The organism is Acetobacter oeni, from assembly GCF_011516825.1.
GTDB lineage: Bacteria > Pseudomonadota > Alphaproteobacteria > Acetobacterales > Acetobacteraceae > Acetobacter > Acetobacter oeni.
Genome location: NZ_WOTA01000030.1, coordinates 20,622 through 35,686, shown reverse-complemented (window position 1 = coordinate 35,686; position 15,065 = coordinate 20,622). Strand labels below are relative to the sequence as shown.

General features: G+C 58.4%; 17 protein-coding genes and 4 pseudogenes. 5 read left to right on the top strand and 16 right to left on the bottom strand.

What is annotated here, in order from left to right; genetic code table 11:
- On the bottom strand, window positions 1-204 hold a 204-nt coding region (locus GOB90_RS15450), incomplete at its 3' end, for a transposase (protein WP_173572136.1).
- 66 nt (window positions 205-270) lie between these two features.
- Here GOB90_RS15450 and GOB90_RS15445 point away from each other — a divergent pair.
- Window positions 271-621 (top strand): DsbA family oxidoreductase, encoded by a 351-nt coding sequence (locus GOB90_RS15445; protein ID WP_260175992.1) that lies wholly within the window; start codon window positions 271-273, stop codon window positions 619-621.
- Between the two features lie 52 nt (window positions 622-673).
- Window positions 674-826: a hypothetical protein gene (locus GOB90_RS15440; protein ID WP_173572134.1), complete on the top strand. Its 153-nt coding sequence runs from the start codon at window positions 674-676 to the stop codon at window positions 824-826.
- 320 nt (window positions 827-1,146) lie between these two features.
- Here GOB90_RS15440 and GOB90_RS19710 read toward each other — a convergent pair.
- The 12 genes and pseudogenes from GOB90_RS19710 to GOB90_RS15380 all read right to left on the bottom strand — a co-directional run.
- A pseudogene (locus GOB90_RS19710) lies at window positions 1,147-2,029 on the bottom strand (LysR family transcriptional regulator).
- A gap of 108 nt (window positions 2,030-2,137) precedes the next feature.
- On the bottom strand, window positions 2,138-2,941 hold the full coding sequence (gene fdhD / locus GOB90_RS15430) for a formate dehydrogenase accessory sulfurtransferase FdhD (RefSeq protein WP_146891084.1): 804 nt from the start codon (window positions 2,939-2,941) through the stop codon (window positions 2,138-2,140).
- Window positions 2,938-3,414, bottom strand: a complete 477-nt coding sequence (locus GOB90_RS15425; protein WP_146891080.1) for a molybdenum cofactor biosynthesis protein MoaE — start codon at window positions 3,412-3,414, stop codon at window positions 2,938-2,940. The genes fdhD and GOB90_RS15425 overlap by 4 nt, the downstream gene beginning before the upstream one ends.
- On the bottom strand, window positions 3,411-3,653 hold the full coding sequence (locus tag GOB90_RS15420) for a MoaD/ThiS family protein (protein ID WP_146891077.1): 243 nt from the start codon (window positions 3,651-3,653) through the stop codon (window positions 3,411-3,413). The genes GOB90_RS15425 and GOB90_RS15420 overlap by 4 nt, the downstream gene beginning before the upstream one ends.
- On the bottom strand, window positions 3,641-4,255 hold the full coding sequence (locus tag GOB90_RS15415) for an NTP transferase domain-containing protein (RefSeq protein WP_173572133.1): 615 nt from the start codon (window positions 4,253-4,255) through the stop codon (window positions 3,641-3,643). Before GOB90_RS15415 ends, GOB90_RS15420 begins: the two co-directional genes overlap by 13 nt.
- A complete protein-coding gene (locus GOB90_RS15410; RefSeq protein WP_173572132.1) occupies window positions 4,252-4,410 on the bottom strand; it encodes a hypothetical protein in 159 nt (52 codons plus the stop codon). The genes GOB90_RS15415 and GOB90_RS15410 overlap by 4 nt, the downstream gene beginning before the upstream one ends.
- A 1-nt stretch (window position 4,411) precedes the next feature.
- A complete protein-coding gene (gene moaA, locus GOB90_RS15405; RefSeq protein ID WP_146891074.1) occupies window positions 4,412-5,449 on the bottom strand; it encodes a GTP 3',8-cyclase MoaA in 1,038 nt (345 codons plus the stop codon).
- Window positions 5,450-5,463: 14 nt separating this feature from the next.
- A complete protein-coding gene (locus GOB90_RS15400; protein ID WP_146891071.1) occupies window positions 5,464-7,767 on the bottom strand; it encodes an FdhF/YdeP family oxidoreductase in 2,304 nt (767 codons plus the stop codon).
- A 15-nt stretch (window positions 7,768-7,782) separates the two neighbouring features.
- Window positions 7,783-8,247, bottom strand: a complete 465-nt coding sequence (locus GOB90_RS15395) for a nitrate reductase associated protein (RefSeq protein ID WP_146891068.1) — start codon at window positions 8,245-8,247, stop codon at window positions 7,783-7,785.
- A 39-nt stretch (window positions 8,248-8,286) separates the two neighbouring features.
- Entirely contained in the window at window positions 8,287-8,436 is a 150-nt protein-coding gene (locus tag GOB90_RS15390; protein ID WP_146891065.1) for a DUF2474 domain-containing protein, read from the bottom strand.
- A pseudogene (gene cydB / locus GOB90_RS15385) lies at window positions 8,423-9,444 on the bottom strand (cytochrome d ubiquinol oxidase subunit II). The gene GOB90_RS15390 and the pseudogene cydB overlap by 14 nt, the downstream one beginning before the upstream one ends.
- Before the next feature lie 3 nt (window positions 9,445-9,447).
- Window positions 9,448-9,657, bottom strand: a pseudogene (locus tag GOB90_RS15380) (cytochrome ubiquinol oxidase subunit I); the annotation flags it as partial.
- On the opposite strand from GOB90_RS15380, the pseudogene GOB90_RS15375 reads away from it, so the two are divergent.
- Window positions 9,641-10,246, top strand: a pseudogene (locus tag GOB90_RS15375) (tyrosine-type recombinase/integrase); the annotation flags it as partial. The pseudogenes GOB90_RS15380 and GOB90_RS15375 sit on opposite strands and share 17 nt — an antisense overlap.
- A 135-nt stretch (window positions 10,247-10,381) precedes the next feature.
- Here the strand turns inward: GOB90_RS15375 and GOB90_RS15370 are convergent.
- Window positions 10,382-11,398, bottom strand: a complete 1,017-nt coding sequence (locus tag GOB90_RS15370; RefSeq protein WP_146891059.1) for an NADP-dependent oxidoreductase — start codon at window positions 11,396-11,398, stop codon at window positions 10,382-10,384.
- On the opposite strand from GOB90_RS15370, the gene GOB90_RS15365 reads away from it, so the two are divergent.
- Window positions 11,391-12,434, top strand: a complete 1,044-nt coding sequence (locus GOB90_RS15365) for a LysR family transcriptional regulator (protein ID WP_311715502.1) — start codon at window positions 11,391-11,393, stop codon at window positions 12,432-12,434. The two genes, GOB90_RS15370 and GOB90_RS15365, sit on opposite strands and share 8 nt — an antisense overlap.
- A gap of 251 nt (window positions 12,435-12,685) precedes the next feature.
- Here the strand turns inward: GOB90_RS15365 and GOB90_RS15360 are convergent, their stop codons facing one another.
- Window positions 12,686-13,438, bottom strand: a complete 753-nt coding sequence (locus GOB90_RS15360; RefSeq protein ID WP_146891053.1) for an SDR family oxidoreductase — start codon at window positions 13,436-13,438, stop codon at window positions 12,686-12,688.
- A 96-nt stretch (window positions 13,439-13,534) separates the two neighbouring features.
- Between GOB90_RS15360 and GOB90_RS15355 the strand changes: the two genes are divergently transcribed.
- Complete coding sequence (locus GOB90_RS15355) at window positions 13,535-14,449, top strand: AraC family transcriptional regulator (RefSeq protein WP_146891049.1); 915 nt, start codon at window positions 13,535-13,537, stop codon at window positions 14,447-14,449.
- Between the two features lie 189 nt (window positions 14,450-14,638).
- On the opposite strand, the gene GOB90_RS15350 is transcribed toward GOB90_RS15355, so the two are convergent.
- Entirely contained in the window at window positions 14,639-15,037 is a 399-nt protein-coding gene (locus tag GOB90_RS15350; protein ID WP_003618791.1) for a MerR family transcriptional regulator, read from the bottom strand.
- Window positions 15,038-15,065: the final 28 nt, after the last annotated feature.

Here is a 15,065-nt window from a genome sequence, read left to right as displayed (position 1 = left end):
GCTCCAGCGAATGAAACGATTGTATAAGGTCTTGTGCGGGCCATACGCTTTCGGAGCATCTTTCCACTGAAGCCCGTTCCGGATGACGTAAACGATCCCGCTCAGAACACGGCGATCATCCACGCGGGGAACGCCGTGCGCCAGCGGAAAATACGGCCTGATCAACTCCAACTGACGTTCAGACAGCAAAAACAGAGCACCCACAGGTTCGCTCCTCCACCTCTCCCTGTGAATCACTGATTGCCAATGAATGCAACAGATTAACAGGTCCTGAGCCTAGACTATCGCACTGTCCATGCCCATATGCTGCTAAGGCATGCCCGCAATCGCGGAACGCGGCACGATCTCTCAATGGCGTTGATGGACGCGAACTTCCACGCGGGCCGCAACATCTCCGATAAGGATGTCCTGGCTGAGATCGCCACGCGGCATGGTTTCACGATTGAGGAAGCGCAAGCCATCCTAGCCGATCCCGCAGAGCTGGCGGAAACCGAAAGGCAAATCGCCGCGTCCAGAGCCAGGGGTGTGCGCTCCGTGCCCACCTTCGATATCGGAGGGATTGTCATGGGAGGCGGCTCGGAGAACGAGATCGCGGCGGCCATTGAAAAGGCACGCCGCTAATGGTCGCACTTATTATGCCTTGTTCCTATTTTAGACCATAAGGAAGACGATAATGTCTGTTGCCACCAAGCTCTTTGTCACGGACGCTACCGGACAACTCGACAGGCTCGTCATCGAGATGGTGCCCGCGAGCGCTATCGTCGCGGGTGTGCGTAATCCGGCCGAGGATTTGGAGCCGCAAAGGCGCTTCACGAAAAGGGCGTAGAGGTTTATGTCACTGACTCCTCCAGACTGGAAACACTCCCGAGCGCGCTTGCGGGTGTGGATCGGATTCTGTTTCTCTTATGGTGAGAGGATCGAGAGATGGCGGCGGTAAAGCTACGCGAGGGTCATACGTCGAGGAATCTACGACGTCTGGTAGCGCGAAGTCGGGATGGCAATGTTGCGCGACAGCTACTGTCTTTGGCGGCAGTGCATGAAGGTGCCAGCCGGACAAATGTGAACCAGACCGGTGGTATGGACCGTCCAGTCGCTGCATTAATGTGTGCACCGCTTCAAGCCGACAGTCTCCGAAGTACTAAGCGATCAGTTGTCTGGATGAACCTCGCATAGAAGACCGAGGTCATCCTGTAGCCTCATTTTCTGAACTGCTTTCCAGGCATCTGAAGCAAAATCCGAAGTCTCCTGTAAACTCAGTCGAATGATACCGACAAAACCCGGCGAAAATCCTGGCAGCCGCCGGATTTTAATCCGGCTCTGAGGCGGGACGCGCAACGGAAAGGATGATGTCGGCAGAATGGTGGCCACCCGACCGGACATGACTTCAGCGTGAATCAGCTCCAGAGAACTCGTCTCAAGCCGCACGCGCGGTTCGATCCCGATCGCCTGAAAACCAATATCAACCAGTTGCCGGCAGCGCATGTCTTTAGACAGGAGCGCGAGGGGCAATCTCGCGGCACTCTCCCAACTGATGCTGTTCCGCATACAATGTCCGAACTTCGAAGGCTTTTGCCTGCGGGCATTGATCGTAGTACATGACACCGATATCGAGCTCACGACTGATTAGTTTTTCAATAATCGAGAGATTCGGCAAGACGAAAACCTCGCTGCCGCAATCGCCACATCGCTTTTCCACAGCTTCGATCACGGCGGGGACAATATGCACGGCCGTGGGAATGACACCGATTTTAATAATTCCGGCGCTCTCTTTTTTTGCAACCGAAACCTCGTTCCGCAACTCCGTGACGCCTCTGAGAATATCATGTGCCCATTTGAGGACCCGGGCGCCATCACCGGTAATCCCGAAGACTTTCTTCTTCCGATCGATGATCGTGACACCCAGTTCTTCTTCAAGCTGACGGACAGCGCGAGACAGGGCTGGCTGCGATACATTGCAGGCCTTCGCTGCTTTTGAAAAACTTCTATACCGCTCGATTTCACGCAGATAATGAAGCTGTTTCAAGAACATATCGTGCTTTCCTCCATGGTAGGGAACGATAAGCCGACCATCGTGCCGGAACACTGATCCTGCACATTTCAAACACTCACATGCCGTTCCACTTATCGGGGGACCATGTCATGATATCAGACGCGCGCCGCCACAAAAAACAAACTGCCGATTATGACGCGCAATGGCGATCAGAGTCTGGTTCATCTGTTCCGCCATTCTCAACGCCCGGTCCGTCGGTGCAGAAACCGCAACGACCGTATCCATGGCCGCCCTCGTAGTCTTGAGCGCCATTTCATACGAATAGCGGCTCGTGAGTAGGCATATACCACCCTCAGCCAACGCCCCGCCCCGCATACGCGCGCCAATCAGTTTATCGAGCGCATTATGACGTCCGACATCCTCCCGGATCAGGTGGATCTGACCATCGATACTTGCCCAGGCAGCGCCATGAACCATGCGCGTTCTTGCATTCAGTTCCTGCCAGTGATCAAGATCGTGAAGGGCGCGACGGATCGCATCCGGGGCAATCCGGGCCGTAAGTGGAAACGGCTGTTTCCCGGGCGTGTCGACGGCAGGAATGTCGTCACTTCCACAGATGCCGCAACTCGAATGTCCGGTCTGGGCACGCGGCCTGCGTCCAAGAAGCTTTGTGAGACACTCACCTGCGATCACGACATTCAGCGTCAGACCATCGTCGCCATCTGACACTTCGACCGAACGTATCTGGTCGGAACGGTCGAGGATCCCCTCGGTCAGGCAATAGCCGAATGCAAAATCCTCCACATCTCCGGGCGTCATCATCATCATGCCGTACGGAAAGATATCATTGAATACCAGTCTGACCGGCACCTCATCCGCAATATTCAACGGCACCCGTTCCTCTGGTCGTCCCAGAGACGTTACCAGCCGTGTGTGGAACTTGCCGCTCATACACGTGTCTCCGGGCTTTCATCCATCCGGTTTGGCACATGACCGCTTTCAGCGTCCTGATGACAGGCGACCCATTCGACACATCCGTCGACATAATGTTCACGTTTCCAGATCGGGACACGTTTCTTGATTTCGTCGATGACATATCGGCAGGCTCTGAATGCAGCATCACGATGCGGGGCCGCCACACCAATCCACACAGCAATATCGCCGACCTCCAGATACCCTGTCCGATGCATGGCGAGCGACGTGGTAATGTCAAATCGCGCCTGTGTCTCATCAAGGATCGCCTGTCCTTCGGACATGGCGAGAGGTATAAATGCAACATACTCGATGCCCGAAACGGACCGCCCGTCATTCGTGTGCCGCACCCAGCCTTCGAAGCTGCAGAAGCCGCCAGCTTCCGACCTGGTTAGGCTTTCACGAAAGGAGCTGATATCCGCAAGCGTATCCACGATCAGAAACCGGCTCATCCGCCGCTCACCGGCGGAATAAAGACGACATGGTCACCATCATGCAGCTCCTGGTCCCATGGTCGAAAGACGGCGTTCACCGCAACGCGCATGCGTTCGGACGGAAGAGCAAAGCCGTAATCTTTCCGCAACTCGTCATAGAGCGCGGCCGCCGTCCCGGCGACTGTCTCCCGCGTCTCAGCGCGTCTTCCCGCCACATCGCCCAGTTGCGCGAAATATTCCAGTTCTATGTGAGGCATTGAGTATCCTGCTGGTTTTCAAGCATCTTCGTGGCTTTCGTCCGCTCAGCTGGCGTGTTGACATTTTCCAGAGCACGCGAGGCAGGAGGCGGCAAAATACATGTCGCGTCATCGAGCAGAACAGCGCGTGACCGGACGGATCCGGTCGCCACCTGTTGGGTGAGTGCCTCCAGCGCCGCGGGTTCCCAGACCGTGCAGAGTGGCTCGGGTAACCCGTCGTGCACTCCCTGGAACGCCACAGCGGCGTAACGGGTATCATCCCGCGCACCAATCAGCGCATCCAGCGTTGCCACGTCCATCAGGGGCAGGTCGCAGGCCAGAACCAGCCACGCTACACGCGGGTGGGCCGCATATGCTGCCAGCAAACCCGACGCAGGGCCGCAGTCGTCGAGCATGTCGATGATCAGTGGATACGCCCGTCTGAGCGGATCGTCGCGCTGATCTCCGCGTGTCGAGACAAAACAGCGCGTGACACGCGAAGAAAGGAGATCGAAGGTGCGCGCAAGCTGAGGCCGGCCATCATACGGGATCGCAGCTTTATCCGCGCCCATGCGTCGGCTTCTGCCCCCCGTCAGCACAAGTCCGTAAAGCGGCCGGATCATATCACTTCCACGACGCTTTGCGCCTTCCGGCGGACTTGCAAACGAGCCCGTGCGTGCGCCTCCCGATTTGTGACGGCCTTGCTCCCGACATCGACCATGCGCGGAACCTTTCCGCTCTCGGCAAGATGCGTGAGGATCGGTACATGTCGCACCATCTCAGCCTCCGATATAATGCATTTCTATTTTTCCGCGCACTTTGTTTTCATCAACTGATGGTTGCGCGCGCTCTTCGCTGTATCGATCCGCCCGGTTTCGCCAGAGTTTTGTCAGGGCCTGCCGGAGCGGCTCCTCATCACCTGCGCTCTGCACTCCAGCGCGCAGAACGGCACGCAGGTCTGTGCCTTTGGTTGCGAAAAGGCAGGTGTAGAGTTGTCCGTTTGAGGAAAGTCGTGCGCGGGAACAGCCGCCGCAGAATGGCGCCGTAACCGACGAGATGAAGCCGATTTCACCGCCGCCATCAGCATAGCGGTAACGTCGCGCCACCTCCCCGCGATAGTTCGGTTCGAGTGGTTCGACTGGCCATAACGCCTGGACGCGATCCAGCAACTCTCGCGAGGGCACGACATCGTCATGTTTCCACCCGTTGCGATTGCCGACATCCATATATTCGATCAGGCGCACGACGATGCCGGTATGGCGGAAATGTGCCAGCAGCCCTGTAACGTCCGCGTCGTTTACACTACGCTGGACGACAGTATTGATCTTCACGCCGACCGGGAACCCGGCATGAGACGCCGCACCGATACTGCGTAGCACGGCAGGCAGTTCGGCTCTGCCGCCACTCAGACGCGCGAAGACAACCGGATCCAGACTGTCCAGACTGATCGTAACCCGGTGCAGCCCGGCTTCACGTAGTGCCGCCACATGGCGTTCCAGAAGAACGCCATTGGTCGTCAGCGCAACATCCTGAATGCCCGGAATCCGCACCAGCCGTGCCACGAGATCCGGCAGGCCGGGACGCAGTAGCGGCTCGCCGCCAGTCAGGCGCAGCTTGGTGACGCCCAGTTCCGCCGAGACCCGCGCCACCCGTTCGATCTCATCGAAATCGAGCCGTTCCGCAGGCCGCAGAAACCGGAAGCCTTCGGGGTAAGCTGCTTCTGGCATGCAGTAGGGGCAGCGGAAGTTGCACCGGTCCATCACCGAGATCCGCAGATCCCTAAGCGGTCGCCCCAGTTGATCGGAAGCTGCCCCCATCTGCCTGCTCCCTGTTACCCGGCGATCCGGATCGGGGCAGCGGACGCCACGCTTGGCACGACTTTGACCGGGATGGCTTTGGCGGCGGGGGTGCCGCTGATTTCATCGAAGAAATCAAGCGGCAGCAGCGGGTTGAGTTCCGGATAATATCCGGCGATCGCCCCGCGCGGCATCGGATAGTCAAGGATCGTCAGTCCATCCACATAGCGCCGGTAGCCGTCATCACTGTAGGTCTCAAGCCCGATGACGGCACCATTCTCAAGTCCCCGGTCCTCGCGGTCCTGTTTGTTCATGAAGATCACAAGGCGGTTGTTGTACACGCCGCGATACCGGTCGCTGTTGCTGTAGATCGTGGTGTTGTACTGATCATGTGAACGGATCGTCGCAAGACGCAGCATCGCCGGATCCGCGATCACTTCATTGACTTCCAGCCCCGGCATCACGAGGAAATTCGCCTTACCGTTCGGGGTCGGCCAGACCCGGCGGCGCGGCGGAATATCCAGATGAAAACCATGCGGGTTTTTCATCTTCTCCGAGAAATCGGCATAGATTTCGGGATAGACATCGGCAATCCTGTCGCGGATCGGCGTGTAATCCTCAATATAATCTGCCCACGGGGTTTTTGAGTCCGGCAGCGTTGCCATGGCCATCCGGCAGATGATCTCCGTCTCCGGGCGGACATCGGCACTCACCGGCTCGAATACACCGCGCGAGGGCGTGACATTTGCCATCGCGTCCTCGATGGTCACGAACTGTTCGCCTGCTGATGTACGGATGATCTCGGATCTGGACACGACCGGCAGGATCAGCGCATCCTTGCCATGCACCAGATGCCCGCGATTGAGCTTGGTCGCCACCCCGACGGTCAGGTTGAGCTTCCCCATGGCGGCGTAGGAACGATCGGTGTCCGGCACCGCACGGGCGAAATTGCCACCCATGCCAAAGAATACTTTTGCGGTGCCCGCTTCCATGGCTTCAAGCGCCTCAAGGACGTGATGCCCGTGCTCACGCGGCGGTTCGAACCCGAAGACATCGCGCACGCGATCAAGGTAAGCCTGCGTTGGCTTCTCATCAATGCCCACCGTGCGGTCACCCTGCACATTGGAATGGCCGCGGATCGGCGCGATACCCGCTCCCGGCTTGCCGATATTCCCTTTCATCAGCAGAAGATTGGCCACCTGTTGCAGCAGCCGCGATCCTTCCTGATGCTGGGTCAGACCCATGCCATAGCAGATGATCGTCGCGTTCGATTTCGCATAAATCCCGGCGACACGACGGATCTGTTCTTCGGTGATCCCGGAAATTCGGGTGATGTCGGTCCAGGAGACGCCCATGACATCTGCGCGCAACGCATCCAGTCCCACCGTGTGCTCAGCGATGAACGTCTTGTCGAGCACAGGCTCGCCGCGGTCTTCCGCCTCGAAGAGCGCCCGCATCATACCCTTGAAGATGGCCAGGTCGCCACCGATGCGCACATGCACAAATTCACTGGAAACCGCAGTCGATCCGAACGTGCCCATCTGCAGGATGTCCTGCGGTTCCGTAAAGCGGATCAGCGCGCGTTCGGGCATCGGGTTGATAAGGATAACCGGCACACCGCGTTTGCGCGCCTCGACCAGATTGGTCATCATGCGCGGGGAATTGGTGCCGGTATTCTGCCCTATGACGAAGATCGCCTCGGCCTGATCGAAATCGGCCATGACGATCGTGCCCTTGCCTACCCCGATGGAGTGCGGCAGCCCACGCGATGTTGGCTCGTGGCACATGTTCGAGCAGTCGGGGAAATTATTGGTTCCAAACTCCCGCACGAAAATGGAATAGAGAAACGCCGTCTCGTTAGCGGTTCGGCCGGACGTATAAAACTCCGCCTGATGCGGGCTTTCCAGCGCCCTCAGATGTTTCCCGATCAGAGCGAACGCATCGTCCCACGCAACCGGCACATACTTGTCAGTTGCAGCGTCATAGCGCATCGGCTCGGTCAGACGACCCTGCATCTCCAGCCAGTAATCGCTCCGCTCCATCAGCTCCGTGACGGTGTGCTGCGCAAAAAGCTCCCGCGTGACACGCGCCCTGGTCGCCTCGTGGGCGAGTGCCTTTGCGCCGTTCTCGCAGAATTCGAGTGTCTTGCGGTGATCGGGATCCGGGAAGGCGCAACTCGGGCACTTGAAGCCCCCGGGCTGGTTCATGGCGAGCAAACCGCGCGAACCTTTTACCAGTACGCTCTGCTCCATCAGAACCTTGGCGGTCGCTCCTGCCGCGCCCCAGCCGCCTGCCGGGTGATGATAGGGCTTGAACTCAGACTCTTTCTCTTTGCTCATGATATAACCCTTCTCCTAAAGGACGCCGAACTCTTTCAACGCCGGTACGAAGTTCTCGTTTTCATGCCGCGAGCGTGCGAGCTTGATCAATGCGAAACGCTGGAGCGGCGCCAATGCGGCCCACTGGTGCAGTGTCGGGGGTAAAACACCGTCCGTCTGCGCCTGAGAGAGCACAGCAGCAGGTATACATCCCGCTTGCTGCCAGTCCTCCAGCCCCTGCGTGGACAGAAAGCGGATGGGCTCATCCGCCCGTGCCGCGATCAGATCCTGAACAAGCAGGCGATAGGTATCCTGTTCCGCGTTCGTATCGCACGGCATATGCACCAGCCTGCTCCGTTCTTGGTGCGTCAGACGGCTCCATTGGCGAAGCGTCATCTTGATTCCAACGATGTCCAGCTTCTGTCGTGCGATCATCGGAATACAGCGCAGGGAGCCGGCAAAGTCGCGTTCAAACTCAAAAATCGTGGCGTTCTCAAACATTTTTCCTGCTCCTCTCGGCTGGAAGGAAAGAGGCCGCTTTCATTTAGGCATCAGGAGATGAAGAAGCGACGCCACTCCAAACAATGCGGCCGTACTCATGGCCCAGATCCCGGCGAGCCACCCCAGACGCGCACGCATGCGACGCGGGGCGGTGCTGCCATCACCTTTTACGACTTCAATGATAGCCATCGGTTTCCGACACTTTCCCGCGAAAGACGCGATAGGAGTAAATCGTGTAGGTCAGGATGATCGGCATCATGATTGCAGTGCCGACGAGCTGGAAAAACTGACTCGAGGGCGGCGATGACACATCCCACAAGGTCAGGGTCGGCGGCACGGCATAAGGCCAGACAGTAATGCCCAATCCGGTCAGGCAAAGGAAGAACCAGCCAAGCGCGCAGAGGAACGGCACACGGGAATGACCCTGGCGCAGGCTTGCGGCCAGCATACCACCAAGCACCACCACGAGGAGCGGCACCGGGATCACAAAGAGGATGTTCGGCCAGTCGGTCCAGCGCCGGAGATAAGGGGCGTGCAGGAACGGTGTCCAGAAACTCACCACGACGATGCATGCGAACAGTCCAGCCGCAAGCCGTTCGGCCCGGTGCCGGCAGGAAGCTTCCAGTTGTCCGGTCGTCCGCCATACCAGCCACGTCGCGCCGAGCAGCGCATAGCCGCACATCACGGAAAGCCCGCAGACGATACCAAAAGGCGTCAGCCAGTCGAAGGAACCACCAGAGAAGGCGCCATCCGTCACCGGGACGCCCCCTGGATCACCCCGCCGAGGACCGCACCCTGGCAGAAGGACGCAATAGCAGATCCGGCAATGAAACCGAGATCCCAGTGCCGCGCACGAGCCGTTCCTTTGGTCATGACGCGAAACTCGAACGCAACCCCGCGAAAGATCAGGGCGGCCAGCATCACGATGATCGGCAGATAGAATGCCGGCAGCAGCGTGGCATAGGCGCCGGGAAATACCCCGTAGAGCACGGCTCCTCCCAGCACCATCCAGGTCTCGTTGCCGTCCCAGACGGGGGCAATCGTATTGATCATCACGTCGCGCTTCGACTGATCGCGCTCGAATGCGAACAACATGCCGATTCCAAGGTCGAACCCGTCCAGAATGACATAGATCGAGATCGCAGCGATCAGAATGACGCCCCAGATGATCGGAAGCCAGTGTGCGAAATCCATCATTTCTCAGGCTCCCTTGCTAGCAGAGGCATCCACCACAGCGGGATGCATCCGGGTTGCCAGAATGTCGGAAGCCTGTGATGGATCGGCGTTGCGCTCCCCTTCTTCGGGTTCGCGCCCCAGCGCCCTGACGAGAATCCCCAGGCCAGAACCAAAGACGAGAACGTAAACAACGACGAATATGGTCATTGACACCGCCATGCTCGACAAAACGACGGCTGTGGCAAAGGTCGTGCATCATGCTGCCATTCCTTACCGCGATCTCCCCACCGTGTTTGCACAACTTGGTCAACAGGATGGCTCTGCGGCTCTCGCTGCCCGGTTTCTCTGCCTGACGGCTGCGCGTTCTGGTGAGGTACGTCATGCCCTTTGGTCTGAAATCGACTTCGAGAAGCAGGTCTGGATCGTTCCCGCCGAGCGCATGAAAGCGAAGCGCGAGCATCGCGTGCCATTGACGGCCAGTACCGTAAGCGTGCTCCGGAGGATGGAGATGCTGCGATCGCGCTCTTCAGCAGATAGTCTGGTCTTCCCCGGCGGTAAAATTGGATCACCGCTCAGCGATGTTGCCGTCTCCAAAGCGCTGCATCGTGCAGCTGGCACGAAAGACGTGACCATTCATGGATTGCGATCCAGCTTCCGTGATTGGGCGGCCGAGGAGACAGACTTCCCGCGTGAAGTGGCGGAAATGGCGCTGGCTCACGCCATCGGAGATAAGGTCGAAGCCGCTTACCGGCGCGGCGATCTGTTCAGCAAACGCCAGGAGATGATGAAGCAGTGGGAAAAGTTCTGTCTGGATGACGGATAGAGGTCACTGGCCGCTTTTGGGGGAGCGGAATGTCAGCTGTCAGGCGGCTGCTTGAAGAAGTGGAGGCCTGATAGCGAATTCGGGTCCGGAACAGAAGCCTTCCTTTCTGCCCTCATATGCCCGAACCTTCCGACGTCATGCGACCGTGAGGACGATCTTGCCCTGAATGTGCCCCTGGGCGGCCCGCTCATGGGCCTTGCGGGCATCGGCAAGCGGAAATTCGCTGTCGATTGCCACGCGAATGGTCCCGTCATTGAGCAAACGCCCAATTTCTGCGAGTTGCGCGCCACTTGAGCGGACCTGCGTCGTCGAGACCGTGACGCCCAGCTTTTCGGCCTCTTCCGCCCCCGAAAAGCCCAGAGAGAATACCGGGAACAGGGCGCCCCCACGCCTGAGCGTGCGCAGGAAACGACCCGTGGCCGGGCCACCGACTGAGTCGACCACCAGATCGACATCATGCACAACGTCCTCGGGGGCCGTCCTGGTGTAGTCGATGACCTCGTCGGCACCGAGGTCGTGCAGGAATGCCTCGTGCTTCCCGGACGCTACCGCGATCACGCGCGCGCCCTTCCATCTGGCGAGTTGCACCGCGAAATGTCCCACGCCGCCTGCGGCTCCATTGACGAGAACGGTCTTGCCCTCCAGCGGCACCGGCTCATGTCTGTGCGGCTGAAGCGGGTTCGGTTCGTTGTGACCCAACCCGATCATGAACTGCCACGCGGTGAGCAGCGACATTGGCGCGCCGGCGGCATGGATATGATCGATGTTGCCCGGTTTGAGGGCGACCTCCGACGCCGGCACGGTGACATATTCGGCATACGCTTTGCTGTCCCCGGACAGGCTGCCGGGAAAACGAACCATCGAATACACGTTGTCGTCAACAGAGAAGTTCTTAACATCGTCCGCAACAGCCACGACCACGCCCGAAATGTCCGTCCCCGGAATGACAGGAAAAGACACCTGCGGCTGCCACTCGGGGGGAAGCACTTTATACCCGTCACGCAGGTACCAGTCGGGAGGATTAACGCCGGCGGCATGAACACGAACGAGCACTTCGCCCGCTTTCAGTTCAGGTTTCGGCGCATCCTCGTAATGCAGCACCTCCGGTCCGCCAAAGGCGTGCAGCCGGATCGCCTTCATCATAGTGCTCATCAAAAATCTCCCACCAGGGCTCATCAGTGTTTCAGCAGCCACTCTATCCGGCTCACATAAGGTTGATAATCAGGGCTGGTATCGCTTTAATAATGCCATGAAGGAACAAATAGCCCTGGAGCGATTAACCGGCCTGATCGCTTTCACGCGGGCAGGATCCTTGGGCAGCTACTCCGCTGCCGCCCGATCCCTGTCGATCTCGCCGTCGGCCATCAGCAAGAGCATCCAGCGGCTCGAACGGCAGCTCGGGGTGTCGCTCTTTACCCGCACGACACGCTCGCTGACGCTCACGCCCGAGGGACGCGAACTGCATGAACGCGCCCTCAGACTGCTGCGTGACGCAGAAGAAATCGAGCAGGTCGCGATGGCAACACGCTCGGAGCCATCAGGCACGTTGCGGATAGCCGCATCCCTGCCGGTGGGCATCCATGTGATTGCCCCCGCGCTTCCGGCGTTCCGCAAGCGTTATCCGAAAGTGACGATCGATCTGCGTCTGAACGACCAGATTGTCGATATCATTGAGGAGGGGATCGACGTCGCGGTCCGTATCGGCGACCTGGCGGACTCACGGCTGTTATCGCGCAGGTTCGCGCCTTATCGGGTCTGCTGCTTCGCCTCTCCGGCCTATCTGGCAGCGCGCGGCACCCCGCTGCACCCGAACGAATTAGAGGGGCATGACACTGTCAGCCTTCGCTACCAGAGTTCAGGCCAGGCCCTGCGCTGGCCCTTCCGGACTGGCGACCGCGTGATCGAACGCGTGCCGCCGTCCGGGATTGTCGTCGATGTCAGCGACGCGCTGGTTGTGACCCTCGTTGCGGGCGGCGGCATCGGCCTCAGCGCGGCGTTCATCGTAGCCCCCTGGGTGGCGCGCGGCGAACTGGTCGCGGTGCTTCCGGAATACGCTGTCGAGCGCCATAACATTACGGCGCTCTGGCCGGAAAGCCGCAACGCCAACCCGGCCGTGCGCGCGTTCCTGACCCTGTTGCAGGATATTTTTCGGGAGCGGATGACAGACCTCTCCGGTTTGACGGTCTAGCCCCGCCGTCATCCTTGTCAGAAACCCGGAAGTCTGCTTCAGCCACTATCGATTATTGGACACGCTTATATGGCCGGAGAGCGAAATGTCCTTTCGTGTTCTTTGCGAAAACAAAACAGACATTCGTATGATCCACCCCATCTGCCGGTCGACTAAATTGGGATACCCAACCTGAAGTGGCCTGCGCGTTTTCCGGTTTCAAACTGTCCGTCCACTCCGGGACGGAACGGACGGGATCGAAGTTCCGGGTATCAGGCCTGTTTTGACCATGTGATGGCATCGGCACCTGCGTAAATCCGGGCTGGTGCATTATCGTCCGTTGCGGCCTGCCAGATTGCTTCCGCAACGTCCGACGATCGGGTGATTTCGTCATGATGGCCCATAAGGCCCGCAATCACGGCCTGCCCCAGCGGCATGTAGGGGGCCGGGAAGTCCAGAGCGCCCGGTGCCAGGGCTCGGGCATTCTCACCAAAACGGGTATCGGGCGCCAGGCCTGGAAGCACGAGTTTCACCTTGATGTTGAAAGGCTCAATCTCCAGCGCAAAGGATTCAGTGAAGGCATTCACCGCCGCCTTGCTGGCAGTATAGACAGACAGCAGCGGCAGAGAGCGCAATGTCACGCTGGAAGTCACATTGACGATGGTGCCGGATCGACGCTCACGAAATTGCGGCAGAATGGCTTGAATCATGGCAATCGTGCCGAAAGTGTTGGTTTCGAAAATCCGCCGTACCGTCTCGATGGATGTGCCTTCAACGGCATTCAGCCAGCCGATCCCGGCATTATTGACCAGAACGTCGATCTCGCCTGCAGCGGCAATCGCACGAGCGATGCTTGCCGGGTCGGTCACGTCCAGTTGCAGGACTTCCAGATTGGGTGCCGCGGGAAGAATATCCTCATGCGGGGTGCGCATGGTGGCGATCACCCGCCAGCCACGATCCAGAAAGTGCTTTGCCGTCTCCAGGCCAAAACCTGACGAACAACCGGTTATCAGAATGGATTTCATGATGGCCTCTGTCGATGAATAAGCGTGAAGGATAGATCAACGAATAAGGACGATATATAGTTCCAGGTCGATATTTCTTTCGAATGAGTCCATGTTATGTCTGATCCACTTGGGGAGATCGTATCCCTGCTCCGGCCTCGAATTACCTTCACCAAGATTGCCAGCGGCGCAGGTCCGTGGCGGCTACGCAAGGAAAGCGATGGACATCTGTTCTATTGTGCGGTGGTGACAGGCGGCTGCCGCCTGCAGGTTGATGGCCATGAGGCGCTTACACTCGGTCTGAATGATTTTGTGTTGATGCCAGCTGCGGAAAATTTCACGATGAACAGCCTGCATCCGGGTGTCGAGGACATGAAACTGTCCGAACCCAATCGCCTTGCCAACGGGGAATACTGGCTCGGCACATCGGGCCAGTCAGCGAACGTCCGAACTCTCGTGGGGCAATGCACTTTCGCGTCTCCCGATGCGGCACTCTTGCTCTCGCTGATGCCGGACGTCGTCCATGTGAAGGGCGAACAGAGGCTGGCGACCCTGGTGGCGCTTCTGGGTGAGGAAGCGCGGGCAGGCAAGCCGGCTCAGAATGTCGTGTTGGCGCATCTGTTGGAAGTCATGCTGATCGAAGCGTTCCGGTCCTCTGCGGAGATCGGGGTTTCCCCTGGTTTGCTGCGCGGGCTTACGGACGAACGGCTGGCTATTGCGATCCGGCGGATGCATCAGTCGCCCGGCCGGAACTGGACCATCAATGAACTGGCGCGGGAGGCTGGCCTTTCAAGATCGTCGTTCTTTGCTCAGTTCAGCCGGGCGGTGGGAGTGTCACCAATGGCCTATCTTCTGCACTGGCGAATGGCACTCGCCAGGGAGCATCTGCGACGAGGCGACAGTACTGTCGCTGAAGTGGCAGTCCGGGTCGGGTATCGTTCCGCGAGTTCATTCAGTGTGGCGTTTGCCAGGCATGTGGGGATGCCGCCGGCGCATTACGCCCGGCAGGTGGTGAACGATTTCGTCGTATAAGGGGGGGAAGCCGAATGTCTGCTTCAGAACTGGCCTGATCATAAACTGCCACCATGGGAGCACGTATAGTCCTTGAATTTTCCATGAGGATTTTTCAGATTCTGACACGTGAGGATGAGGCCGCATAACTATTTCGGGTAATCTTCCGTCAAATGCAGAATCGACTGGCTGCGAAAAAAGTCAGGAGAACTAATTATCAAACGGAGAAAGTGCTTCAATAATTCGGCATTCTGAAATATTACCTCCCCCGCATGATTCTATCATCGTAGAAAGTTCATGGCGCAATGCGATGAGATCCGCAATTTTGCGCTCAATTTCTGCCATATGGTCACGAGCAATTCTATCAACTGTCTTACAATCCTGGGTTCCCTGATCCGTTAGGGATAATAGAGCTCTTACCTGGTCTAATGAAAAACCCAGATCCCGAGATCGACGAATAAAAGACAGTCTCGCGAGTGCCTCATCATCATAAGTGCGATAATTGCCATCGGTCCGCTGTGGCGGAGCCAGAAGACCGATCCGTTCGTAATAGCGGATCGTCTCGACTTTGGTATTCGTCGCCTTCCCCAAGGCACCAATCGATCGCATTCCCTGCCTCTTGACCCTGTAGTTGCTA

Coding starts and splice junctions, on each gene's coding strand:
- GOB90_RS15440 (WP_173572134.1), top strand. CDS start 674: ATGTCTGTTGCCACCAAGCTCTTTGTCACGGACGCTACCGGACAACTC.
- fdhD (WP_146891084.1), bottom strand. CDS start 2,941: ATGAGCGGCAAGTTCCACACACGGCTGGTAACGTCTCTGGGACGACCA.
- GOB90_RS15425 (WP_146891080.1), bottom strand. CDS start 3,414: ATGAGCCGGTTTCTGATCGTGGATACGCTTGCGGATATCAGCTCCTTT.
- GOB90_RS15420 (WP_146891077.1), bottom strand. CDS start 3,653: ATGCCTCACATAGAACTGGAATATTTCGCGCAACTGGGCGATGTGGCG.
- GOB90_RS15415 (WP_173572133.1), bottom strand. CDS start 4,255: ATGATCCGGCCGCTTTACGGACTTGTGCTGACGGGGGGCAGAAGCCGA.
- GOB90_RS15410 (WP_173572132.1), bottom strand. CDS start 4,410: ATGGTGCGACATGTACCGATCCTCACGCATCTTGCCGAGAGCGGAAAG.
- moaA (WP_146891074.1), bottom strand. CDS start 5,449: ATGGGGGCAGCTTCCGATCAACTGGGGCGACCGCTTAGGGATCTGCGG.
- GOB90_RS15400 (WP_146891071.1), bottom strand. CDS start 7,767: ATGAGCAAAGAGAAAGAGTCTGAGTTCAAGCCCTATCATCACCCGGCA.
- GOB90_RS15395 (WP_146891068.1), bottom strand. CDS start 8,247: ATGTTTGAGAACGCCACGATTTTTGAGTTTGAACGCGACTTTGCCGGC.
- GOB90_RS15390 (WP_146891065.1), bottom strand. CDS start 8,436: ATGGCTATCATTGAAGTCGTAAAAGGTGATGGCAGCACCGCCCCGCGT.
- GOB90_RS15370 (WP_146891059.1), bottom strand. CDS start 11,398: ATGAGCACTATGATGAAGGCGATCCGGCTGCACGCCTTTGGCGGACCG.
- GOB90_RS15360 (WP_146891053.1), bottom strand. CDS start 13,438: ATGAAATCCATTCTGATAACCGGTTGTTCGTCAGGTTTTGGCCTGGAG.
- GOB90_RS15355 (WP_146891049.1), top strand. CDS start 13,535: ATGTCTGATCCACTTGGGGAGATCGTATCCCTGCTCCGGCCTCGAATT.
- GOB90_RS15350 (WP_003618791.1), bottom strand. CDS start 15,037: ATGCGATCGATTGGTGCCTTGGGGAAGGCGACGAATACCAAAGTCGAG.